Here is a 19463-nt window from a genome sequence, read left to right on the forward strand (position 1 = left end):
AGCTTCTCTGGATCGGCGCACGCGCATGTTGCGCACGGCGATGGGCCCGCTGATCGCTGCCGCCCTGGATGACCCGGACGTGGTCGAGGTGATGCTCAACCCAGACGGCGCCCTTTGGCTGGATCGCCTATCCGCTGGCCGCGCCCATCTGGGTACGCTGGCAGCGGCCGACGGTGAACGGATCATCCGCCTGGTGGCAGCGCATGTCGGCCAGGAAGTGCATCGTAACAAGCCGCTGCTGAGCGCCGAACTGCCAGAGACTGGCGAGCGCTTCGAGGGTGTACTGCCGCCAGTGGTGGCCGGGCCGACCTTCGCCCTGCGCAAGCGAGCAGCCGGGGTCATCCCGCTACACCAGTATGTGGCCGACGGCATCCTCAGCACCCCGCAGGCCGAGTACCTGCGTGTGGCCGTACGTGAGCGGCAGAACATCCTGGTGGCCGGCGGCACCAGCAGCGGCAAGACCACACTGGCCAATGCGCTGCTGGCCGAGGTGGCCGGCAGTGGTGACCGCGTGCTGGTGCTGGAGGACACGGTCGAACTGCAGTGTCCGGCCCTCGATCACGTCGCTCTGCGCACCAAGTCTGGCGTGGTCTCCATGGCTGATCTGGTGCGCAGCACGCTGCGCCTGCGCCCCGATCGCGTGGTGGTCGGCGAGGTGCGCGGCGGTGAGGCGCTGGATCTGATCAAGGCTTGGGGCACCGGCCATCCCGGCGGTATCGCCACCATTCATGCCGGCTCTGCACAGGGCGCACTACTGCGCCTGGAGCAACTGATTCTGGAAGTCGCCCTGACCGCGCCGCGGGCGCTGATCGCCGAGGCGGTCAACCTGGTGGTGTTTCTCGCCGGGCGTGGCAGCACGCGCTATGTCCAGCAGATCACCCGCGTCACCGGCTATGACGAGCGCGGCTATCAACTCACGTCCATCGCCCCAGCATTCATTCCTTCGCTGCCTCAGGAAAACAGCCATGACTGCCTGCCATCCCCGCGTTGCTAATCGTCGGCGCTCCGTCGGTGCCTTGATGCTCGGTGCCCTCTACCTGAGCGCCTCCCTGCCGGTTCTCGCAGCCGGCTCCGGAATGCCCTGGGAAGGGCCGCTGCAATCGATCCTTGACTCGGTGCAGGGTCCGGTGGCGCGCATCATCGCGGTGATCATCATCATCACCACAGGTCTGACGCTGGCGTTCGGCGACACCAGCGGCGGCTTTCGTAAGCTGATCCAGATCGTCTTTGGCCTGTCGATTGCCTTCGCCGCGTCGTCGTTCTTCCTCAGCTTCTTCAGCTTTGCCGGCGGGGCGGTGATCGCATGAACGGCGAACGCGATCTCATCCCCGGCTTCGAGGTGCCGCTGCACCGCTCGCTGGCCGAGCCGATCCTGCTCGGAGGCGCGCCACGCAACGTGGCGATCCTCAACGGCACCCTGGCGGCCGTGGTCGGCCTGGGCCTGCAGCTGTGGCTGCCTGGCCTGGCGCTCTGGTTCGTCGGCCACTCGCTGGCGGTGTGGGGTGCCCGTCTGGATCCACAGTTCCTGCAGGTGTTCGCCCGGCATATCAAGCAGCCGTCGCTGCTGGATGTGTGAGGAGGCCGCCATGCTGAACCTCACCGAATACCAGGGCCGCCCCGCCCAACTCGCCGACTGGCTACCCTGGGCCGGCCTGGTCGCACCCGGTGTCGTATTGAACAAGGACGGCTCGTTCCAACGCAGCCTGCGCTTTCGCGGGCCAGATCTGGACAGCGCCACCCAAAGCGAGCTGGTGGCCACCTCGGCGCGCCTGAACAATGCCCTGCGTCGCCTTGGCTCGGGCTGGGCGCTGTTTATCGAGGCCGAGCGCCTAGGGGCAGCCAACTACCCTGACAGCGACTTTCCTGAACCCTTGTCCTGGCTGGTGGACGAGGAGCGTCGCGCCGCCTTCGAGGCGCACGGAAGCCACTTCGAGAGCAGTTATCACCTGACGCTGCTCTACCTGCAACCGGAGGAATCGCGCTCGCGCGCAGCCGGCCTGCTCTACGAACACCGGCCGCAGCGCAGAGTCGACTGGCGCGAACGGCTGACTGCCTTTGTCGCCGAGACGGATCGTTTCTTCGACCTGCTGGACGGGGTACTGCCGGAGCTCGCCTGGCTCGACGACAGCCAGACGCTGACCTACCTGCACGCCACGGTATCGACCCACCGCCAGCGGCTGGCGGTGCCCGAAGTGCCCTTCCACCTCGATGCCCTGCTGGCCGACAGTCCACTGACCACGGGCCTAGCGCCACGCCTGGGCGAGCAGCACCTGCGTACGCTGTCGGTTCGTGGCTTCCCCACCTCGACGTGGCCAGGCGTACTGGACGACCTCAACCGTCTGGGCTTCGCCTATCGCTGGTCGACCCGTTTTATCTGCCTGGAAAAGGACGAGGCCGAGAAGGAACTGGTGCGCCTGCGCCGGCAATGGTTCGCCAAACGCAAGGGCGTCCTGGCGCTGCTGCGCGAAGCTATCTTCCAGCAGGAAAGCCCGCTGCTCGACAACGACGCGGCAAACAAAGCCAGCGACGCCGACGCGGCACTGCAGGAGCTCGGTGCCGACCAGGTCGCCTTCGGCTATGTGACGGCCACCGTGACGGTGAGCGATGCCGACGCCCAGGTCGCCGACGAGAAGCTGCGCCGGGTCGAGCGGGTGATTCAAGGCCGTGGCTTCGTCACCATCGCTGAGAGTCTCAACGCAGTGGAGGCGTGGCTGTCGTCGATCCCCGGCAACGCCTACGCCAACGTCCGCCAGCCGCTGATCTCCACGCTCAATCTGGCGCACCTGATGCCGGTCTCGGCAGTCTGGGCTGGCCCGGCACGCAACGAACATCTGGATGGCCCGCCATTGGTGATCACCCGCACCGATGGCGCAACGCCGTTTCGCCTGGTTACCCACGTTGGCGATGTCGGCCACACCCTGGTGGCTGGCCCCACGGGCATGGGCAAATCGGTTTTGCTGGCGACCCTGGCTCTGCAGTTTCGACGCTACCCGGGCTCGCGCCTGTTTCTGTTCGATATAGGGCGTTCGCTACGCGCAACGGTGCTGGGACTCGGTGGCGAGCACTACGACCTCGGAGGCGATAGCGACCTGGCCTTCCAGCCCCTCGCACGCATCGATCAGCCGGGATACCGAACCTGGGCCGCCGAGTGGCTGGAAGCGCGCTTGCTGCAGGAAGGCGTGGCCGTCGGCCCCGAGCAGAAGGCTGCGCTGTGGGCGGCACTGGATAGCCTGACCGGTGCGCCGGAGACGCAGCGCACACTGACCGGTTTGTCCGTGCTGCTGCAGGACAACGCCCTGCGCCAGGCGCTGCAACCCTATGTACTGGGTGGTGCCCATGCCGCATTGCTGGATGCCGATCAGGATCGGCTGGGCAGCGCCGACGTGCAGTGCTTCGAGATGGAGGAACTGATGCACAGCAAGGCGGCGGTAGCTGCAGTGCTGAGCTACCTGTTCGCCCGCTTCGAGGAGCGCTTCGACGGCGCGCCGACCCTGCTGATCCTCGACGAGGCGTGGCTGTTTCTCGACGACCCGCTATTCGCCGCACGCATCCGCCAGTGGCTCAAGACCCTGCGCAAGAAGAACGTCAGCGTCATCTTCGCCACCCAATCGCTGGCCGACATCAAGGACTCCAGCATCGCTGCGGCGATTATCGAGAGCTGCGCCAGCCGCATCTTCCTGCCCAACCCGCAGGCGGGCGAGCCGCAGATCCGTGGCATCTACCAAAGCTTCGGCCTCAACGACCAACAGATCGAGATCATCGCCCAGGCCACGCCCAAGCGTGATTACTACTACCAGTCTCGCCTGGGCAACCGCCTGTTCGACCTCGACCTGGGGCCGGTGGCGCTGGCCTTCGCTGCCTCGGCCAGCCCGGCCGAGCAGCGCGAGATCGACCGCATTTTGCAAACGTCCGGCGCCGCCGATTTTGCCCCTGCCTGGTTGCATCACCGCGGCCTGGACTGGGCCGCCGACCTGCTCACCGCTTATCCCTCGTCACGCAAGGAGTGCCTGCCATGAGATCCCCTATACACTGTTTCCCCTGCGCCACGTTGCTGGTACTGGGTCTGCTAGCCGTGAAGCCGGTAAACGCTTTCACCGTAATCGATCCGACCAACTTGGTGCAGAACACCCTGACTGCGGTGCGCACCCTGGAGATGACGAACAACCAGGTTCGCCAGTTGCAGAACGAGACCCAGATACTGCTGAACCAGGCCCGCAATCTGCAGCGCCTGGACTACAACGTGATCAGCCAGTTGCGCGCGAGCCTGGCCAATACCGAGCGGCTGCTCGCCGAGGCGCGAGGGCTGGCCTACGAAGTGCAGCGCCTGGATCAGGAGTTCAGCCGTCTCTACCCGAACGAGTACAACAGCGATGTCAGCAGCCAACGCCTTGCCGAAGAAGCCCGCGAGCGCTGGCAGCAGGGCCTCGACGGGCTGCATACGGCGCTGCGCGTACAGGCTCAGGTGACGCAGAACCTGGCCGAGGACGAAAGCGCCTTGGCTGCTCTGGTGCAGCAGAGCCAGTCCGCGGGTGGTGCCTTGCAGGCTGCCCAGGCTACCAATCAGTTGCTGGCCCTGCAGGCCAAGCAGTCGATCCAGGCGCAGCAGTTGCAGATCACCCAGAACCGTGCCGTCGCCCTGGAACTTGCCCGGCAGTCTGCAGCGGCCGAGGAGGCACGCGAACGGCGGCGTCGCTTTATGGGCAACGGCACACCCTATACCCCCTACCCCGTGCAGTTCTATCGGTAGGGAGGCGCCCTCATGAGATTCCTGACACTGCTGCCGATGCTGGTGCTGGTCGCCTGCGGACAGGCTGAAAACGGGGTCATGGCTCGGCAAGAAGATGCGACTGAGCGCTTCTACTCCGGCTGTGCTCGGCCCGGCGAGTTTCTGCGGTCTACAGACTTGCCCGCGATCCCGCCAAGCTTCGACGAGGAGGTGCAATGAACGACGTCAGCGTGATCGACCGTTTCCTCGAGGTGTTCGGGCTGTATATCGACACCGGCTTCGGCCTGCTCGGCGGCGAGGTGGCCTTTCTCACCATGACCCTGGTGGTGATCGACATGACCCTGGCCGGACTGTTCTGGGCCATGGGCGGCGAGGACGTCAGCGCCAAGCTGATCCGCAAGATCCTCTATGTCGGTGCCTTCGCCTTCATCATCGGAAACTTCAATGCCCTGGCCAAGATCGTCTTCAACTCCTTCGCCGGGTTGGGTCTGCTGGCCTCAGGTTCCGGGTTGAGTCATGCGGAGTTTCTGCAGCCAGGGCGATTGGCCGCGATTGGGATTGATGCCGGAGGGCCGCTGCTCGAGCAAATCAGCAGCCTCAGCGGTTTTCCCGAAGTCTTCAGCAACCTGCACAGCATCCTGGTGTTGTTTCTGGCCTGGCTGGTGGTGATCGTCAGTTTCTTCTTCCTGGCCATTCAGCTGTTCGTGACCTTAGTCGAGTTCAAGCTGACCACCCTCGCCGGCTTCGTGCTGGTGCCCTTCGCGCTGTGGAACAAGACCGCCTTTCTCGCCGAGAAGGTGCTGGGCAACGTGGTCGCGTCCGGCATCAAGGTGCTGGTGCTGGCGGTGATCGTCGGCATTGGCAGCGGGCTGTTCGCCGAGTTTCAGGCCGTCCCGGAGGAGCCCTCCATCGATCACGTGCTGGTGGTCATGCTCGCCTCGCTGGCTCTGCTCGGCCTGGGCATTTTCGGCCCGGGCATTGCCACCGGCCTGGTTTCCGGCGCACCGCAACTGGGTGCTGGTGCAGCAGCCGGTACTGCACTCGGCGCAGCGGGCATGGCTGCTGGTGCGGCTGCAGTCGCCGCAGGTGTCGGGGGCGCGGTATTGGCCGGCGCACGTATGGCACCCGGAGCAGCACGTTTGGCAATGGGCGGCGCTCGATCTCTGGCAGGAATCCCCTCCGGCGCTGCAACAAGTGGCGCCCCAGCAGCTTCCGATCCTGCAACCGCCCCTGCCAAGCAGCCCGACTGGGCCAGGCGCCTGCAGCGCAGGCAACAACTCTCACAGGCCACCAGTACGGTCGCCCACACCCTTCGTGGTGGCGATGGCGGTGGTTCATCACCTGGGCCGCAGATCCGCGACCCATCGAATTCGTAAAGGAGGACGAGGATGCGATTCAGACGTCCACGGGTGCGCTATAGCGATACCCCTCAACCTGTCACCCCTTACCAAGCAGCGGCACAGGCCTGGGATCTGCGCATGGGCAGCAGCTTGGCGCAGGCACGCAACTGGCGGCTGATGGCCTTCGGTTGCCTGGGCCTAGCGCTGCTGATGGCGGGCGGCCTGGTCTGGCGTTCGGCGCAGTCGACGGTGACGCCCTACGTGGTGGAGGTCGACAACCTCGGCCAGGTGCGCGCCGTCGGCGAAGCCGCCAGTCCCTACCAGCCCCAGGATGCACAAATTGCTCACCACCTGGCGCGCTTTATCGATCTGGTGCGTTCGCTCTCGATCGATCCGGTGGTGGTGCGGCAGAACTGGCTGGAGGCCTATCACTCCACCACCGACCGAGGCGCGGCCACCCTCAATGATTATGCCCGCGCCAAAGATCCCTTCAGCCGGGTCGGCAAGGAGACCGTATCGGTGGAAGTCACCAGCGTAGTACGTGCCAGCGACAGCTCGTTCCAGGTGCGCTGGATCGAACGTCGCTTCGTGAATGGTTCAGCCTCCGGCCTGGAGCGCTGGACCGCGATGATCTCGCTGGTGCTGCAGCCTCCACGCACCGAGGAAAAGCTGCGCCGCAACCCGCTCGGCATCTACGTCAACGGCCTGTCCTGGAGCCGTGAGCTGGACACTACGGAAGGAGCCAAGAAACCATGAAAACTTCCCTTAGCCTCTCAATCTGCCCTCTGCTGCTGAGCATACTGGCCGGCTGTGCCAGCCAGGAACCGCCAGTGATCGCGCTGGATGAACCGGTAGAAGCGCAGCGCCTGCCGGAGCCGCCCAAGCCCATCGAAGTGGTGGAAGTACCCAAACCTCTGGCCCTGCCCGACCAGCTCAAGCCATTGCAGGAAACTCAGCGCAGTAAGCCGGCCAAGGAACCGGCCGATGAGCGCGTGCGGGTCTCGCGTGCCAATCGCGAGGCTCGAGTCGCGCCGAGCCGGGAAGGCTATATCAACGCCATCCAGGTTTGGCCCTACTCCGATGGCGCGCTGTACCAGGTGTATGCCAGCCCGGGCCGAGTCACAACGATCAACCTGCAGCCCGGCGAAGAGTTGATCACCGTAGCCGCTGGCGACACCGTGCGCTGGATCGTCGGTGACACCACCAGCGGCAGCGGCGATGAGTTGCGCACCAGCGTGCTGATCAAACCGACGCGGATCGATCTCAAGACCAACTTGGTGATCACCACCACGCGCCGCACCTACCTGATCGAGTTGACCTCCACCGAGCACGCCTGGATGGCATCGGTGTCTTGGAACTATCCGAAGGATCGCATGCTCGCCCTGCAACACCGCGCCAGCATCGCCCAGGCCGCAGCGCCGGTGGATGCCGGCCTAACGCTGGAGCAGCTGCGCTTTCGTTATGCGATCAGCGGCAGCAATCCACCCTGGAAACCGCTGCGCGCTTTCGATGACGGCCGCAAGGTGTATATCCAGTTCCCGGCAGGCATCGCACAAGGCGAGCTGCCGCCGCTATTTGTAATTGGCCCCGAAGGTGATGGACAGCTGGTCAACTATCGCTTCCGCTCGCCTTACTACATCGTCGACCGCCTGTTCGGTGCGGCCGAGCTGCGCCTGGGTGCCGACAAGGGTGACGTGGTGCGGATTGAGCGCACCGATGGCGTGGCACGGAGGCCCTGAGCATGACGGCCAAGGACGACAAACAAACCGCCGCAACCTCGCTACCGCCCAAGGAAGCGCCGGAGTCGCTGGAGCTGCGCGCCAAGCCGCGCCCGGTCACTCGCCTCAATCCGCGCATGCTGGCGGTAGTGGTCGGCGGCCTATCGGCTGCGGTACTCGGAGCCATGCTGTGGTCGCTGCAGCCGCAGCAGCGCCGCCAGGGCGCCGAGCCGAACGAGCTATACAACGTCGACCGCGTAGCACGCTCCGAGGGGCTGGAGCAGTTGCCGGCAGACTACTCGCAGCTGCCGCCTCCACCTGCGCCCGAGGTACCGCAACTGGGGCCGCCGCTGCCCGGCGATCTGGGCGGGCCAATCCTCAGAGCAGAGCACCAGGCGCAGGGTTATGGGTATGGGTCAGATGCCGCTGAAGCGGAGCGCCTGGCCCTGCTCAAGGAAGCTGAGGAAGCAGCGCAGTCCTCGGTGTTTTTCCAGACCAGCAGCGCGAGGAAATCGAAGGCTGCATCCGCTGGGAGTGCCCAACTCGATCCCATGACCCTGGGTATGGCATCGTCAGGCACGGTAGCCGCAACTGCAGGAACGCCGACCCAGCAGGAACGGAACGAGGCGTTTCTCAGTAAATCCGTAAACGCACAAATCCGTAATTCCGGCTTGCTGCAGATGCCTGAGTCACCCTACCAGGTGATGGCCGGCACCATCATCGCGGCGGCTCTGGTCACCGGCATCAAGTCGGATCTACCCGGCGACGTGATCGCCACGGTGACCGAGCCGGTCTACGACAGTGCCACCGGTGAGCATGTGCTGATCCCCCAAGGCGCACGCCTGCTGGGCCGCTACAACAGCCAGGTGAACTACGGGCAAAGCCGCGTGCAGGTGGTGTGGCAGCAGGTGATCCTGCCGGACACCTCGTCCTTCCAACTCGACAACCTGGTCGGAACCGATGCGGCCGGCTATGCCGGTCTCGAGGATGGCGTCGACTGGCACTGGGATCGGATCGTCGCAGGCGCGGCCATGACAAGCCTACTAGGCATCGGTGCAGAGTTGGCGGCACCGACCAGTCGCACCGATGGCGACCGCATCATCATCGCCGGACGCGACAGCCTGCAAGACACAGTGAATCAGGTCGGCCAGGAGGTCACCCGCCGCAACCTCGATATCCAGCCCACGTTGACCCAGCGCCCTGGCCTGCCCCTGCGCGTGATCGTCAACCGCGATCTGGTGCTGCGTCCCTATCAGCCTTTCTCCACTCAACAGAGGAACCCTCAATGAGCATGACCAAGCTGCGCCTCGGCCCACTGCCGAGAACCGAGAACCTGAAGCTGACCTTCACCTGCCCGGCCAGCCTGAAGGCCGACCTCGAGCGCTACGCGGCGCTGCACTCACAGACCTACGGTGAAGAAGTAGACGCCCTGACGCTCATCCCGCACATGCTGGAGGCCTTCATGGCGAGGGATCGGGTGTTCAGGAGAACAAATACACAATCTTGCAGCGGCAATTGATAAGCCTGCATCCCCTCCCAGCTGCCGTGATGACAACGGCAGAAAACCCACACACGGTTGAAAACCGTGACCTAACACATCACACTTGTCGCCATGATCGTAAGCTTCCGGCACAAAGGTCTACGCATTTTCTTTGAATCTGGCTCAACCAAAGGCATCCGGGCCAACCACGCAAAGCGCCTAGGCCGAATGCTGAGTTTTATGGATAGAGCCAATGAACCCGCCGACCTCGACATCCCCGGTTGGCGGCTACATTCCCTCAAAGGAGAACTGGAAGAGTTCTGGTCACTCACCGTCAATGGAAACTGGCGAGTGATCTTTCGATTCGTGGGTAGCGACATCGAGCTCGTCGACTACCTTGACTACCACTAAACAGGAGGGGGTTATCCATGACCATGTTCAACCCACCGCATCCTGGTGAAACCCTGCTTGAGGACGTGCTCCCCGAACTGGGCATCAGCATTGCCGAACTTGCCCGCCGCCTTGGCTTTGCGCGGGAATCCCTGTCTCGCATCTTGCACGGCCATGCGCCGGTCAGTCCGGATTTGGCTGTTCGCCTAGAGTTGGCCGGCATCGGCAAAGCTCGCACCTGGCTCGGAGTGCAAGCCGACTACGACCTTTGGCAAGCCAGGCATCGCGAACAGCCGCACATCGAGCGCTTTGCTGCGATTGCTTAGTTCCGTAACCTGACCCTCGGCGTCCTCGTGGTAGCGGAACAGGTAGTCAGTGCCACTGGTAAGAATCCTCCCACAGGCACCTTCAGGCGTTGCAACCTGCAGCACGGCAGTCATCAGTCGAATACACCATGGATGTCGTCCAGAGTGGGCATCGCTGCCGGCACCACATTGAGTTCAGAGTCGAGGGCGGCCAGTACTCGCGCATAGGCAATCATCCCCACCGAGAGGTCGCCCTTCTCGATGGCGATAACCTTCTGACGGGTGACGCCTGCCAGGGAAGCGAACGCTGCCTGCGTCAACCCACGATTCAGGCGGCGCTGCCGAAGCTGCTCACCAAGTCGAAGTGTGATTAGGGAGTAGTCCATGTTCCGTATACGAGACAAATTGGGCCGAATGTAACGTATACCGAACCAGCAGAAGTCAAATACAGCGAGCTAATAAATCCAAGAATCGATGCATTCATCAGATTGATGCCTAGCTCAGACTTATGACAACGCAATCCGCTTACGCATGAAGATCATGGGCATACGATCTCCGCCTAGAGCAATCCAGGCCAGAAAGATACAAAAGTCCATATTTGAACCATTAAAGTGCTTTATGGCGCATAATGGATCAGAAGTGAACCATTAAATAAGGTCTTACCTTGGCCCTAACCCATTCTCTGCTCGCTCCAGGCGAACTGGCCCAGAAGGTCGGTGCCAACGCTCGAGAAGCGCGACTCGCACAGAACCTCTCCCGCAAGTCCTTGGCGAAGATGGCGGGTATTTCCGAATCGACCATTAAGCGGTTCGAGTCCAATGGTCAGATCACCCTTGATGCTCTGGTTCTGATCGCTACAGCACTTGGTGCCACACGCCAAATCGCTGAGCTGTTCAAGCATGAACAACCTGTCTCGCTTGAAGAAATCAAACAAACAGGACGCACCCGGGGGCGCCGATAAAATCCATCAATACTTGTAGGTATTGCTCGCAGCCACACTGGTCGGCGTCACGGAAGTTGCGAAATTGCACTGACTTGACCACCGAATTGCATTCGCATTGACCACTCGATTGCATGCGGTTTGACCAATACACGCCGTAGTGACGACCGGCCTAAGTCGACCCCAAGCTGCCGGTCGCGGCAGGCAGCAACCGGCCACAAGCGGACAGTCATACAGTAAATGAAAACGACGCCCATAATTAAACTCCCTATTCTTCCTGCTAACGATTCCGGAGAGTCTGGACTAATCCAGCTTGTCGAGCTCTTTCGTTCGTTCATTGATAACTTTTTGGGCAGCAGTGAGAAGATCTTTGGGGTCTTGATCCCCCTTCAAGGCCTCCATAACTAAAATTTGTATCTGGTGCCGAGAACGGCGGTTCAGCCTGAAGTTTGTTTCAAAGTCCAACGCGGCCATGACCGTCGTCATCACCGCAGCCCCTCCGGCAAGCATCGCTGACCAGTCTGTTCCTAAAGTTGAGTCGATGAACGACAACTTGGCCACGATCGCCGCAGATGCTGACAGCACCGCAGAAAGAATCAGCAGCAGTCTGTAGCCTACTTTCCACCGCATGGCTGACCATCGGTACCGTGACTCTAACCGCTGGAGGACGGCCATGACTTGCGCCAACCTTTCCTCTTCCATCTCAGAAAGACCTCCTCAGTGCAAATGCTCAGAGTGCGACCTAAAGTGTGTGATTCGTGACGCTGGCTTGTTTTGTTTACTTACGACGCTGCACCAGACGTAGCATCAGGTCTCGGGCCTCACCGTACCCATACGCGGACAGGAATCCTTCATAGGTGTCGGGGAAAGCGATGATCCGCCCTGCGTAATACTCGAGAGGCACAGCTATGTCGGCCTCGTTCAAATAGTTCTGCTCGATGAAGTGCTCAAGCACGAGCATGTGATCAAAGAAGGACTCGAAGCTGTCGCGGATGAACTCCTGCTGCTTGTCGAACTCCGTACCCTTTTGGTGCACCACAAGCGCCGGTTTCAGATCCCTCCAATGCACCGTGAAGGTCTGCTCTTCATGGATGAAGGTTCGTCCTGACCAGTCCATCATCCGCATTGCCGAACGGGCCAATGGGTCGGAGAAAATCTCCCTCATCATGTCCCGCGCCGCGGCAAGTTGCTTTTGACGATGCTCGTTCCGTTTCTCCTGAATAACCTTCTTAGCGGATTGGAGAGCGTTCCCTACGCCCCAGAATGCGATGAATATGCTCACTACGGTACTGACGATGACAATCCAGTCTTTGAGAGCAATTGGCAGGAATGTATCCTCCTTGGGTGTAGCTTCAGCAGCCAGGGTTAATGTGGCCGGCATAAGCACCACTAGAGCAACCTGCCAGGTGATGTGTAGCCTCTTCAGTGTGGCGTCCATGTAGAGGGCCTCAGTGGGGTGGATTATCAACTAAGCTGGTTACGACAACTGGCTAAACAACGGTTGGCAACACCACTGGGTCAATCACCTGAGTCAGCAGGTACTCATGGCCTTCAACATGCCAGTTAGCCCAAATCCTTCCCCTCTCATCAGGCTCCAGACTAAGCCAGTTCCTTTCTGGAACCAGAAAGTGCCCTTTGAAGCCAATCGGCAACATTCGAGCCCGGACCCCAAACTCGATGACTTCTTCCCCGGCCCCAAACTTCTCCATGAAGTAAACGGCCACGGCCGGAGGTGGGGTGTGCACTATTCCGGTCGACACCAGTTGAAAGATGGCCCCGGCTCCATGTCCATGCTGAGGCAGTGTCGACTCAATAACTGCCGCCGCCGCAACGTGAACGTCTCCGCTCACAATAGTTACCCGGATTCCTTTCGCAGCGAAGTTCAATAGCCGCTTGATCAGCCGCTGCCTCTCATCACGGTGCGGCTTGCTGCGCCAGTGATCGCGCAGGTCGTCCTCGAGCTCCCATTGGCCAGGCAGGGCATTGAGAGCAACCTCCGCGGCGTTCAAGTCGAGGTATGCAACGGGAAGGCTGGAAAACACAATCAGGTGCTTGTGCTTTGCAGTCTCAGGCTTTTCCAGCCAATCGAAAATAGCGTCCCAGGTGTACTCCGATGCGATACGAGTAGGAGTGAAAACTCCGTCCACGTTGAGGTCTGGCTGGCGTTCACTCCGGAGATCGGGGACTAGAAAAGCAACTTCACCCAGACCGGTATAGGCGAGGCTAAACCCCTTAGCCTCTGGCTTCTGGTCGGGTACGGCGGCCGGATGTACCTGGCCGTCCCCCAATTGCTGCTGGAAGATTCGGTAGTACCGAGTCGCAATTCGGAACAGGTTTCGGTAGACCTCGCACTCATGCAGTTCCTGTGGGTATGAGCCCCAACCATCGGTAATGTCGTGGTCGTCCCACATGGCCACGTAGGGAATCGATTGAAGTACCTCGCGTGGGCCTGCCTGGCTCCAGCGCTGGACGTAGAGTTGGGCGAAGTATTCGTCGACTTGCTTTTCCAGCTTCCTGGTCCACTTCGCAGCAACTTGCTTGCTGTACCACTGATCAGCCCAGTCCTTCATCTCACCCGGGATTACCATCAGGTCATCGGTGTAGACCTGATCTCCCCCCATGACCAGAATGTGAAACTCCTTGCCCTTGACCTTGTGGCGCGCCGCCATGTCAGACCAGCGCTCGTTCTGCCGTTCTTTCACTTTCTTGCGGTATTTGTCGGCAGAGAACCCATTGCACGACCCATAGGCCACGCGGGGAGATTTTCCGAATGGAGGGACAAAGAAACTGGCTTTTCCACCGGACATCTCACAGCTGCATTGCCGGGACTTAAGGCCAGGTTGTTGAATGACGGACAGATCCACCCTCCAGACATCCTGAGTCGGCGCGACGAATGGGATGGAGGCGATCTTGGCGACACTATCTACCGTGCAATTGGTCACAGCAGGTTCCGGTTTTGAATCGCCCTTATCTAATACAACCAGGGCTGATACCTGATACTGACCGTTGTTGACACCACGAAAATGCAGGATTGGACCGAGTAACAGGCTCATGCGCTGCCCCCCATGACGGAAGTTGGAAGAAGCTCGTACTCGCTGCCCCAATGCACTCCAATAGCGGCGGCCGCAGCTTTCTCGATAGTTGCACTTTGACTCTAGCTGACACCTAGAAAGTCGCCAGATAGTCCTGCCGCTTTGCAGAAGGCAACCAATACAGCAGCTCGGCCTGAAGAGATCAGAGACAAAACCTGACAGGCCACTTGAGTCGACGCAGCAACGTCCGCTTTTGGCCGGTTGCGGTCTATTGCTACCGGCAGCAATGAGGCGGTCTCTGCCTCCGCGTCTCTGCCGCCCGCTGGTCAAGTCGGATGCAAGCGAGTGGTCAGCATCAATGCAATTGCCTGGTCAGATGAGTGCAATTTCGCAGACGTTGAACAGAGAGCCTGCAATGAGCACGACCAAACTACGTCTCGGCCCACTGAAGAGACCTAGAACATGAAGCTGACCTTCACCTGTCCGGCCAGCCTGAAGGCTGACCTCAAGCGCTACGCGGCGCTGCACTCACAGACCTACGGTGAAGAGGTCGACGCCCTGACGCTCGTTCCGTACATGCTGGAGGCGTTCATGGTGAGGGATCGGGTATTCAGGAGACTTGGTAAAACGTGCTGACAACCGAATCGATTTACCTTGGCTGGCCGCCCGTTAAGCCCTTGCCTCCGAAGAGGCTGGTAACAAATGAGATCACGGGCCTTCGCCCCAAAGGCATTCGGACGAAATTGACCTGAATGAATTAAGAAAAAATCAGCTGAACCGCCAAAACTTAAGATTTTCCTGTCTCAATCAAGAATATCTAGGGAACAGAGCCAAGCTAAAGGAATTCTTGACATGCACCATGTGGAAACTGTGGCTCTCGATATTACGAAGCAAAATCGGCACTAAGTTGCCGATTCTGTGTATTTATGGAGAAATAAAGGCACTTTAATGCCGCTTATCCAGATTTACGGAATTTAAAGTGCCGGCGCCGACTGCCAAGCCTGGGTAGCCTGCAGACACTATCAACGTTTGAACATCTCGAAGGCCGCTTGCAACTGAGAATGGTCGGAAGCCCGCTTCGCAGCTGATCGTGAAGCAAGATTCTGCAGTTTCCGTTTTACCGCAGGTAGCTCTGCTGCCTGTGGCAACTCGATCAAGTCGAAATCTGGATTTTCCATCTCGACGGATTCCAGAAATGCTCTCGACTGCGGGGTAAGCCACTCTGAAATTTGTCGAAGAAGCCTGGCGCGGTGCTCCAGCAGTATCTCTGGGCTGACAGGGGCAGCAGTCATACCACGGAAGTGGGTCTGGTATATCGCCTCGAAATCCTTGGGTTCATTGGGAACCAGCATCTCCCAGGCAGGTTTCGGGCTACAGGTCATGTAGATCAGGAAGGTTCGCCAAAGTCGCTCATCTGTGCGCGGATCGGCCAGAAGCAAACCGATATCAAACAGGTCGCGCGGATGCTGCCTTGACAATGCTGCTGCCATTTTCCCCGCATATAGATCCGCAAAGTCGAGCACCTGGATCGAGGCAAAGCCAAAGGCCTCCTGGACCTGCGGCTGGACAACCATTGTCCGTACCGGATGCACGGAACCGCGCATCACCGGAGTCGTTTCTATTTGGACTCGGGCTCGTCCACGACTCACTATCAGTCTGTTTATGAAGCCACCTCTCTCTGGCGCCGATGTTTGTACCTGCAGTCTTAATGGCGCAGAGCCAAGTGCCCTTCCCAGACTTTCTAATGCATCGGAGATCTGACCAGCATCCTGCGCATAGTCCTGCATCGGCAACCAAGTCAGATCGATATCCACAGACAACCTGGGCAAGTCATGCTCGAACAGGTTGATCGCCGTCCCTCCTTTGAGGGCAAATCGTGTTTCTTTCGCCAAGGTCGGCAGAATTTCCACTAACAACTGGACTCGGTCGGTGTAGCGCTTATCCCAGGTGCTCATCAAGATCCGTCGGCAAGGTTATTTGGTAGGTTGGGTTCAAGCGACCACCGGGAACCAGGCAACGCTTTCCCTTCCCTAGATAGACGCCGTCCAACGAGACATGATCCACCCAGGCGTGCTGGTGGCGTTCTGCGAGGGCTAGGAACAAGCGCTTGGCTTTTATGCTGGTGCAATGTCGCAGCAGCATACTTAGCCTTTGAGGACGAAGGGTGTCCGCACCCTGCATCAGCGCATCCACTTCATAAACGAGCGATGCGTCTGACACGCCATCACACAGCTCGAGGATTGCGCGCTCAGGTGTCGCGACGACGATGCGGCCGCGGTCGCCATCAGCATCCACCCACTCGAGCCCAAGATTCCTTAGGGCTTCGTCATCCATACCAGCCTTGAATGACAATGCCGACAGATTGAATGGGCTTTTGCCGCACAGCACCACCTCAGCCTTCAAGGGAAGCTTTTCCACCCAGGCGGGGAGGCTTCCAGGGCCATATAGAGTGACCCTCTCACGCTCGCCCAACCGCAGGTAGTGCTCGTGCCCATGCCAAGCCAAGGCAAAACGCCCGCCAACATGCAGCGGCAATCGCTCTCCTTCCTGCAGCGCGTGCACTACAGCAGCCCAGGTGAGACGTCCGCCTCGTCGTTGATAGATTCCACGCGCAGGCGATTCCAGCCAGCCGCTCGCGATATATCGCGCTACCAGGTTGCTGCTGTAGCCATGAGCCTTCAACCAGCTACTGGATACCAAGTCGCTGTCGCCGAGCCCTGCAAGCAAGGAGTTTAGTTTTTCATACTTTTGCACACTCATAGTGAGCAAAATAGAGCTTTTCTAAACCTTCATCAAGAAGAGGGTTTAGAAAATCTAAAAAATACTCACCAATAGTGAGCAAAATTTAGTTTTTATAAACCACACAGGAACTCTTGAACATTGCTATAGGCGCTCCCTAGGCCCCTTCCACTCCAGCAACGCCTTGAGCGCATCCAGCTCACCAACAAGCTCACGCGCTTGAGCGAGCTTGTCCATAGCAATGCATCGCTCGGCTTCGGGCAGATTCGATGCGGAGCTCTCTGCATCACTGAAAAAGGCCTGGATCCGCTTTATGTCATCCCAATGCTTGATGGCACTCAACAAATCAGTCCTCGCCTGCTCCCTTGCCTCGTTTTGCAGTCGAATCCGCTCTCTCTCCTCACGCCGACGAATCTGCTCCATCCCCTCCTGTTGCCGAATTCTCGCCTGCTCCTCGGCGTCCTCTACCAATCGGGCAATTACAGGTGCGGCGTCCGTGAGCTGCTGGACGATCTCATCCAGCTGGCCGCGTAGCGAGCCTTGCTTAACCTCCTTCCAACTCTGAGACCAATCAGTCCACGGATATGGCGAGAACGCTCTTATACATAGACGGCCGGTCGCAAAATCCATGCGCGTCGACCAGTTCCAGGTTGAGCTTAAGCGGCGCATCTGCTGCGACGGTATCTTGGAGGTGAGGATGTACTTACCATCGATGTAACGGGCCTCCAGCTCCTCAGTCATCTCAAACAACGTAAGCCCAATGGCAACCGTCCCGACGAAAACCACTGTGGGCTTGGATGGTGACCACAACGCCGGATGCCGGTGCCTTGGCTTCTTGGGTGGGTGTTCATGCTCATCAAACGAGGCCCGGGCATAGGTTCGGTCACTCGGGGCAAACATCACGCGATGGCCGGCAGCCTCCAGCTTGAGAAACAGCTGATTCGCCAGTTTCAGGGCCGACTCAAGCTGAGGCTTGGTCACCACGACATCCACCAGGCGCTGCCTACCTGGCTTGAGGAACCCCTGGTCGATGACTCGCCCCTGCTCAAAGACCTCATACGCCCCCACGACAACAGGATGCTGACTTGATCTCGATATTCGGAGCTGTTCAGGGTTGATTTTGCGCGGTGCAGGTGCCTTCGGTACCAGTCGAGAAACAGCACCAAGAGCATCTCCCCTGCGCCATACCTGAAGGTCACCAGGCCCAGCCTCAGGCAGGGATGGCTGAGGACTGGGTACTCCATTCTCCAGCTTTACCCAGTGCCCACGCGGCGGCCGCGGAACATTCATGCGGGTACACACGCGCGCCAAGAAGCTGGAAGAAACACGGTGATGATCCGCGATCTTGGTCATGGGAAGCCGCCACACCTCTGCGTACATCTCCTCACGACTGACTGGGCCACCAGGACTGGAACCAGGTTGCTGGGATACCTCTTCGGAAGACACGCATCAATCCTTAAGCCTGATATCACCGTACCAGCCAACGACAGGCCATACGCCACGATCCATCAGGTCAAACCGAGCCAAAACGGTTGTTGTACCAAACCCTCCGCAGCCCCCTCCACCACGTTGTTCGCCCAGCGAGCAGCGGACAGCATCTGCAGCACGGATCAGGGCCTATAAGGAGGCGACATTCATGCCCGCATCATCTGAACAGATAGCCGCACGCTTGATCACCTGCCCCCCCCGAATCCTGCGAGCCAGTGCGGCCCCCGCCTACCTCGGCATGTGCCGCACAGAATTCAACAAAACCGTCCGGCCTTACGTGCGGGAATTCCGCATTGGGGTGCAAGGCATCGGCTTTGATCGCCAAGAGCTGGATGCCTGGGCAGACGCTTACATCGACCGGGCCATCATTGAAAAGGAAGGTGCCAAGGGACATGATCACTCCCGCAGCGAGCGCCAAGGAGGAAAACCATGGCGCGAAAAACCATTAGCGGCCTCTACAAAAGGAACGGGACCTGGCACATCGACAAGGTCTTCAGAGGTCAGCGAATTCAGGAAAGCACTGGATCAAGCGATAGGAAGGAATAAAACTACTGTCGCTGTCACACGCACAGCAGTTGCAAACAACTGAAGCTCCTTCCAGCAATAGCGAACATTCAAAAAGCAGGAGCCAGCCCAAAACGACTGACCGGCTCCTCTTTCAAAAGCTACTGCCAATTGGCCGCAATTATCGTATTCAGCTGATCACGCTGCACTGCCGTCAAGTCGAGCTCACCACCTGCTGGTGCACCGAAAGCAGCCATGGCATTGACAAGGCTATCCACCTGATTCGCGTACAGCGACGAACCACCTGCCCGGATCACGTCAAGCTGCTGGGCCGAGTTTGCATACCAGTTCTGGATAGTGACGCTGTCCTCAGTACCCATTACGTCAATAACCAAATGGTTTCCCTGCCGTGACAACCACAATCCCTCGCGCACCATTCCCTCGATTTGCAGCAAATCAGTATCGGCATCTGGTGTATTGGAGAGGTTGTTGATTACATCTTGGGCATCACCGACAGCAAACACATAGGTATCACTACCAGCACTACCGATCAGGTAATCGTTACCAGTACTACCACGCAGAGTGTCGTCACCATCACCACCCCGCAGTTGATCATCACCTGCACCACCGCTGAGCAGATCATTGCCGGAGCCACCGTCGAGCAAATCGTCCCCATCATCGCCCCACAGTTGATCGTTGCCGGCACCACCGAACAACGTGTCACTGCCTACACCACCGTTTAGTTGGTCGTCACCATCACCACCCCGCAGTTGATCATCACCTGCACCACCGCTGAGCAGA

General features: G+C 59.7%; 23 protein-coding genes and 1 pseudogene. 16 read left to right on the forward strand and 8 right to left on the reverse strand.

Annotation, left to right across the window (positions count from 1 at the left end):
- Window positions 1–25 precede the first annotated feature (25 nt).
- The 13 genes from trbB (at window position 26) to ACODS1_RS17685 (ending at window position 9980) form a co-directional block, all read left to right on the forward strand.
- On the forward strand, window positions 26–994 hold the full coding sequence (gene trbB, locus ACODS1_RS17625; protein ID WP_489086708.1) for a P-type conjugative transfer ATPase TrbB: 969 nt from the start codon (window positions 26–28) through the stop codon (window positions 992–994).
- Window positions 966–1307, forward strand: coding sequence for a TrbC/VirB2 family type IV secretion system protein (locus ACODS1_RS17630; protein WP_489086688.1), 342 nt, complete (start codon window positions 966–968; stop codon window positions 1305–1307). The genes trbB and ACODS1_RS17630 overlap by 29 nt, the downstream gene beginning before the upstream one ends.
- A complete protein-coding gene (locus ACODS1_RS17635) occupies window positions 1304–1576 on the forward strand; it encodes a VirB3 family type IV secretion system protein (RefSeq protein ID WP_489086689.1) in 273 nt (90 codons plus the stop codon). The genes ACODS1_RS17630 and ACODS1_RS17635 overlap by 4 nt, the downstream gene beginning before the upstream one ends.
- Before the next feature lie 10 nt (window positions 1577–1586).
- Window positions 1587–4016, forward strand: a complete 2430-nt coding sequence (gene trbE, locus ACODS1_RS17640) for a conjugal transfer protein TrbE (protein ID WP_489086690.1) — start codon at window positions 1587–1589, stop codon at window positions 4014–4016.
- Window positions 4013–4747, forward strand: coding sequence for a P-type conjugative transfer protein TrbJ (gene trbJ / locus ACODS1_RS17645; RefSeq protein ID WP_489086691.1), 735 nt, complete (start codon window positions 4013–4015; stop codon window positions 4745–4747). Before trbE ends, trbJ begins: the two co-directional genes overlap by 4 nt.
- A gap of 12 nt (window positions 4748–4759) precedes the next feature.
- Window positions 4760–4945: a hypothetical protein gene (locus ACODS1_RS17650; RefSeq protein ID WP_489086692.1), complete on the forward strand. Its 186-nt coding sequence runs from the start codon at window positions 4760–4762 to the stop codon at window positions 4943–4945.
- A complete protein-coding gene (gene trbL, locus ACODS1_RS17655) occupies window positions 4942–6102 on the forward strand; it encodes a P-type conjugative transfer protein TrbL (protein WP_489086693.1) in 1161 nt (386 codons plus the stop codon). Before ACODS1_RS17650 ends, trbL begins: the two co-directional genes overlap by 4 nt.
- Window positions 6103–6114: 12 nt before the next feature.
- Entirely contained in the window at window positions 6115–6822 is a 708-nt protein-coding gene (gene trbF / locus ACODS1_RS17660; protein ID WP_489086694.1) for a conjugal transfer protein TrbF, read from the forward strand.
- Window positions 6819–7805, forward strand: coding sequence for a P-type conjugative transfer protein TrbG (gene trbG, locus ACODS1_RS17665; RefSeq protein ID WP_489086695.1), 987 nt, complete (start codon window positions 6819–6821; stop codon window positions 7803–7805). The genes trbF and trbG overlap by 4 nt, the downstream gene beginning before the upstream one ends.
- Before the next feature lie 2 nt (window positions 7806–7807).
- Entirely contained in the window at window positions 7808–9073 is a 1266-nt protein-coding gene (locus ACODS1_RS17670; RefSeq protein WP_489086696.1) for a TraB/TrbI/VirB10 family type IV secretion system protein, read from the forward strand.
- On the forward strand, window positions 9070–9303 hold the full coding sequence (locus ACODS1_RS17675) for a DUF2274 domain-containing protein (RefSeq protein ID WP_489086697.1): 234 nt from the start codon (window positions 9070–9072) through the stop codon (window positions 9301–9303). The genes ACODS1_RS17670 and ACODS1_RS17675 overlap by 4 nt, the downstream gene beginning before the upstream one ends.
- A 93-nt stretch (window positions 9304–9396) precedes the next feature.
- On the forward strand, window positions 9397–9675 hold the full coding sequence (locus ACODS1_RS17680) for a type II toxin-antitoxin system RelE/ParE family toxin (RefSeq protein ID WP_489086698.1): 279 nt from the start codon (window positions 9397–9399) through the stop codon (window positions 9673–9675).
- Window positions 9676–9692: 17 nt separating this feature from the next.
- Window positions 9693–9980: a HigA family addiction module antitoxin gene (locus ACODS1_RS17685; RefSeq protein ID WP_003108490.1), complete on the forward strand. Its 288-nt coding sequence runs from the start codon at window positions 9693–9695 to the stop codon at window positions 9978–9980.
- A gap of 113 nt (window positions 9981–10093) precedes the next feature.
- On the opposite strand, the gene ACODS1_RS17690 is transcribed toward ACODS1_RS17685, so the two are convergent.
- Window positions 10094–10345, reverse strand: coding sequence for a helix-turn-helix transcriptional regulator (locus ACODS1_RS17690; RefSeq protein ID WP_489086699.1), 252 nt, complete (start codon window positions 10343–10345; stop codon window positions 10094–10096).
- A gap of 278 nt (window positions 10346–10623) precedes the next feature.
- Between ACODS1_RS17690 and ACODS1_RS17695 the strand changes: the two genes are divergently transcribed.
- Window positions 10624–10920: a helix-turn-helix domain-containing protein gene (locus ACODS1_RS17695; RefSeq protein ID WP_079388625.1), complete on the forward strand. Its 297-nt coding sequence runs from the start codon at window positions 10624–10626 to the stop codon at window positions 10918–10920.
- Window positions 10921–11202: 282 nt separating this feature from the next.
- Here ACODS1_RS17695 and ACODS1_RS17700 read toward each other — a convergent pair whose 3' ends face one another.
- The 3 genes from ACODS1_RS17700 to ACODS1_RS17710 form a co-directional block, all read right to left on the reverse strand.
- Entirely contained in the window at window positions 11203–11529 is a 327-nt protein-coding gene (locus tag ACODS1_RS17700; RefSeq protein ID WP_489086700.1) for a hypothetical protein, read from the reverse strand.
- A 148-nt stretch (window positions 11530–11677) separates the two neighbouring features.
- The gene (locus tag ACODS1_RS17705; RefSeq protein ID WP_489086701.1) at window positions 11678–12337 is read right to left on the reverse strand and encodes a hypothetical protein; all 660 of its coding nucleotides are present in this window, start codon (window positions 12335–12337) and stop codon (window positions 11678–11680) included.
- Window positions 12338–12389: 52 nt separating this feature from the next.
- Window positions 12390–13952: an alkaline phosphatase D family protein gene (locus ACODS1_RS17710; protein ID WP_489086702.1), complete on the reverse strand. Its 1563-nt coding sequence runs from the start codon at window positions 13950–13952 to the stop codon at window positions 12390–12392.
- Between the two features lie 394 nt (window positions 13953–14346).
- Between ACODS1_RS17710 and ACODS1_RS17715 the strand changes: the two are divergent.
- Window positions 14347–14567 (forward strand): annotated as a pseudogene (locus tag ACODS1_RS17715) (DUF2274 domain-containing protein).
- A gap of 386 nt (window positions 14568–14953) precedes the next feature.
- Here ACODS1_RS17715 and ACODS1_RS17720 read toward each other — a convergent pair.
- The 3 genes from ACODS1_RS17720 to ACODS1_RS17730 form a co-directional block, all read right to left on the reverse strand.
- Window positions 14954–15886, reverse strand: coding sequence for a nucleotidyl transferase AbiEii/AbiGii toxin family protein (locus ACODS1_RS17720; RefSeq protein WP_489086703.1), 933 nt, complete (start codon window positions 15884–15886; stop codon window positions 14954–14956).
- A complete protein-coding gene (locus tag ACODS1_RS17725) occupies window positions 15870–16691 on the reverse strand; it encodes a type IV toxin-antitoxin system AbiEi family antitoxin domain-containing protein (protein WP_489086704.1) in 822 nt (273 codons plus the stop codon). Before ACODS1_RS17725 ends, ACODS1_RS17720 begins: the two co-directional genes overlap by 17 nt.
- A 123-nt stretch (window positions 16692–16814) precedes the next feature.
- Window positions 16815–18023 (reverse strand): hypothetical protein, encoded by a 1209-nt coding sequence (locus ACODS1_RS17730; RefSeq protein WP_489086705.1) that lies wholly within the window; start codon window positions 18021–18023, stop codon window positions 16815–16817.
- Between the two features lie 283 nt (window positions 18024–18306).
- Here ACODS1_RS17730 and ACODS1_RS17735 point away from each other — a divergent pair, with 283 nt between their 5' ends.
- Window positions 18307–18747, forward strand: coding sequence for a hypothetical protein (locus ACODS1_RS17735; RefSeq protein ID WP_489086709.1), 441 nt, complete (start codon window positions 18307–18309; stop codon window positions 18745–18747).
- 76 nt (window positions 18748–18823) lie between these two features.
- On the opposite strand, the gene ACODS1_RS17740 is transcribed toward ACODS1_RS17735, so the two are convergent.
- On the reverse strand, window positions 18824–19463 hold a 640-nt coding region (locus ACODS1_RS17740), incomplete at its 5' end, for a calcium-binding protein (protein ID WP_489086706.1).

It is taken from the genome of Pseudomonas sp. FG29, assembly GCF_057809355.1.

Bases quoted from the DNA above. Each gene is read 5' to 3' on its own strand.
- trbB (WP_489086708.1), top strand. From the start codon at position 26: ATGTTGCGCACGGCGATGGGCCCGCTGATCGCTGCCGCCCTGGATGAC.
- ACODS1_RS17630 (WP_489086688.1), top strand. From the start codon at position 966: ATGACTGCCTGCCATCCCCGCGTTGCTAATCGTCGGCGCTCCGTCGGT.
- ACODS1_RS17635 (WP_489086689.1), top strand. From the start codon at position 1,304: ATGAACGGCGAACGCGATCTCATCCCCGGCTTCGAGGTGCCGCTGCAC.
- trbE (WP_489086690.1), top strand. From the start codon at position 1,587: ATGCTGAACCTCACCGAATACCAGGGCCGCCCCGCCCAACTCGCCGAC.
- trbJ (WP_489086691.1), top strand. From the start codon at position 4,013: ATGAGATCCCCTATACACTGTTTCCCCTGCGCCACGTTGCTGGTACTG.
- ACODS1_RS17650 (WP_489086692.1), top strand. From the start codon at position 4,760: ATGAGATTCCTGACACTGCTGCCGATGCTGGTGCTGGTCGCCTGCGGA.
- trbL (WP_489086693.1), top strand. From the start codon at position 4,942: ATGAACGACGTCAGCGTGATCGACCGTTTCCTCGAGGTGTTCGGGCTG.
- trbF (WP_489086694.1), top strand. From the start codon at position 6,115: ATGCGATTCAGACGTCCACGGGTGCGCTATAGCGATACCCCTCAACCT.
- trbG (WP_489086695.1), top strand. From the start codon at position 6,819: ATGAAAACTTCCCTTAGCCTCTCAATCTGCCCTCTGCTGCTGAGCATA.
- ACODS1_RS17670 (WP_489086696.1), top strand. From the start codon at position 7,808: ATGACGGCCAAGGACGACAAACAAACCGCCGCAACCTCGCTACCGCCC.
- ACODS1_RS17675 (WP_489086697.1), top strand. From the start codon at position 9,070: ATGAGCATGACCAAGCTGCGCCTCGGCCCACTGCCGAGAACCGAGAAC.
- ACODS1_RS17680 (WP_489086698.1), top strand. From the start codon at position 9,397: ATGATCGTAAGCTTCCGGCACAAAGGTCTACGCATTTTCTTTGAATCT.
- ACODS1_RS17685 (WP_003108490.1), top strand. From the start codon at position 9,693: ATGACCATGTTCAACCCACCGCATCCTGGTGAAACCCTGCTTGAGGAC.
- ACODS1_RS17690 (WP_489086699.1), bottom strand. From the start codon at position 10,345: ATGGACTACTCCCTAATCACACTTCGACTTGGTGAGCAGCTTCGGCAG.
- ACODS1_RS17700 (WP_489086700.1), bottom strand. From the start codon at position 11,529: ATGCGGTGGAAAGTAGGCTACAGACTGCTGCTGATTCTTTCTGCGGTG.
- ACODS1_RS17705 (WP_489086701.1), bottom strand. From the start codon at position 12,337: ATGGACGCCACACTGAAGAGGCTACACATCACCTGGCAGGTTGCTCTA.
- ACODS1_RS17710 (WP_489086702.1), bottom strand. From the start codon at position 13,952: ATGAGCCTGTTACTCGGTCCAATCCTGCATTTTCGTGGTGTCAACAAC.
- ACODS1_RS17720 (WP_489086703.1), bottom strand. From the start codon at position 15,886: ATGAGCACCTGGGATAAGCGCTACACCGACCGAGTCCAGTTGTTAGTG.
- ACODS1_RS17725 (WP_489086704.1), bottom strand. From the start codon at position 16,691: ATGAGTGTGCAAAAGTATGAAAAACTAAACTCCTTGCTTGCAGGGCTC.
- ACODS1_RS17730 (WP_489086705.1), bottom strand. From the start codon at position 18,023: ATGACCAAGATCGCGGATCATCACCGTGTTTCTTCCAGCTTCTTGGCG.
- ACODS1_RS17735 (WP_489086709.1), top strand. From the start codon at position 18,307: ATGCCCGCATCATCTGAACAGATAGCCGCACGCTTGATCACCTGCCCC.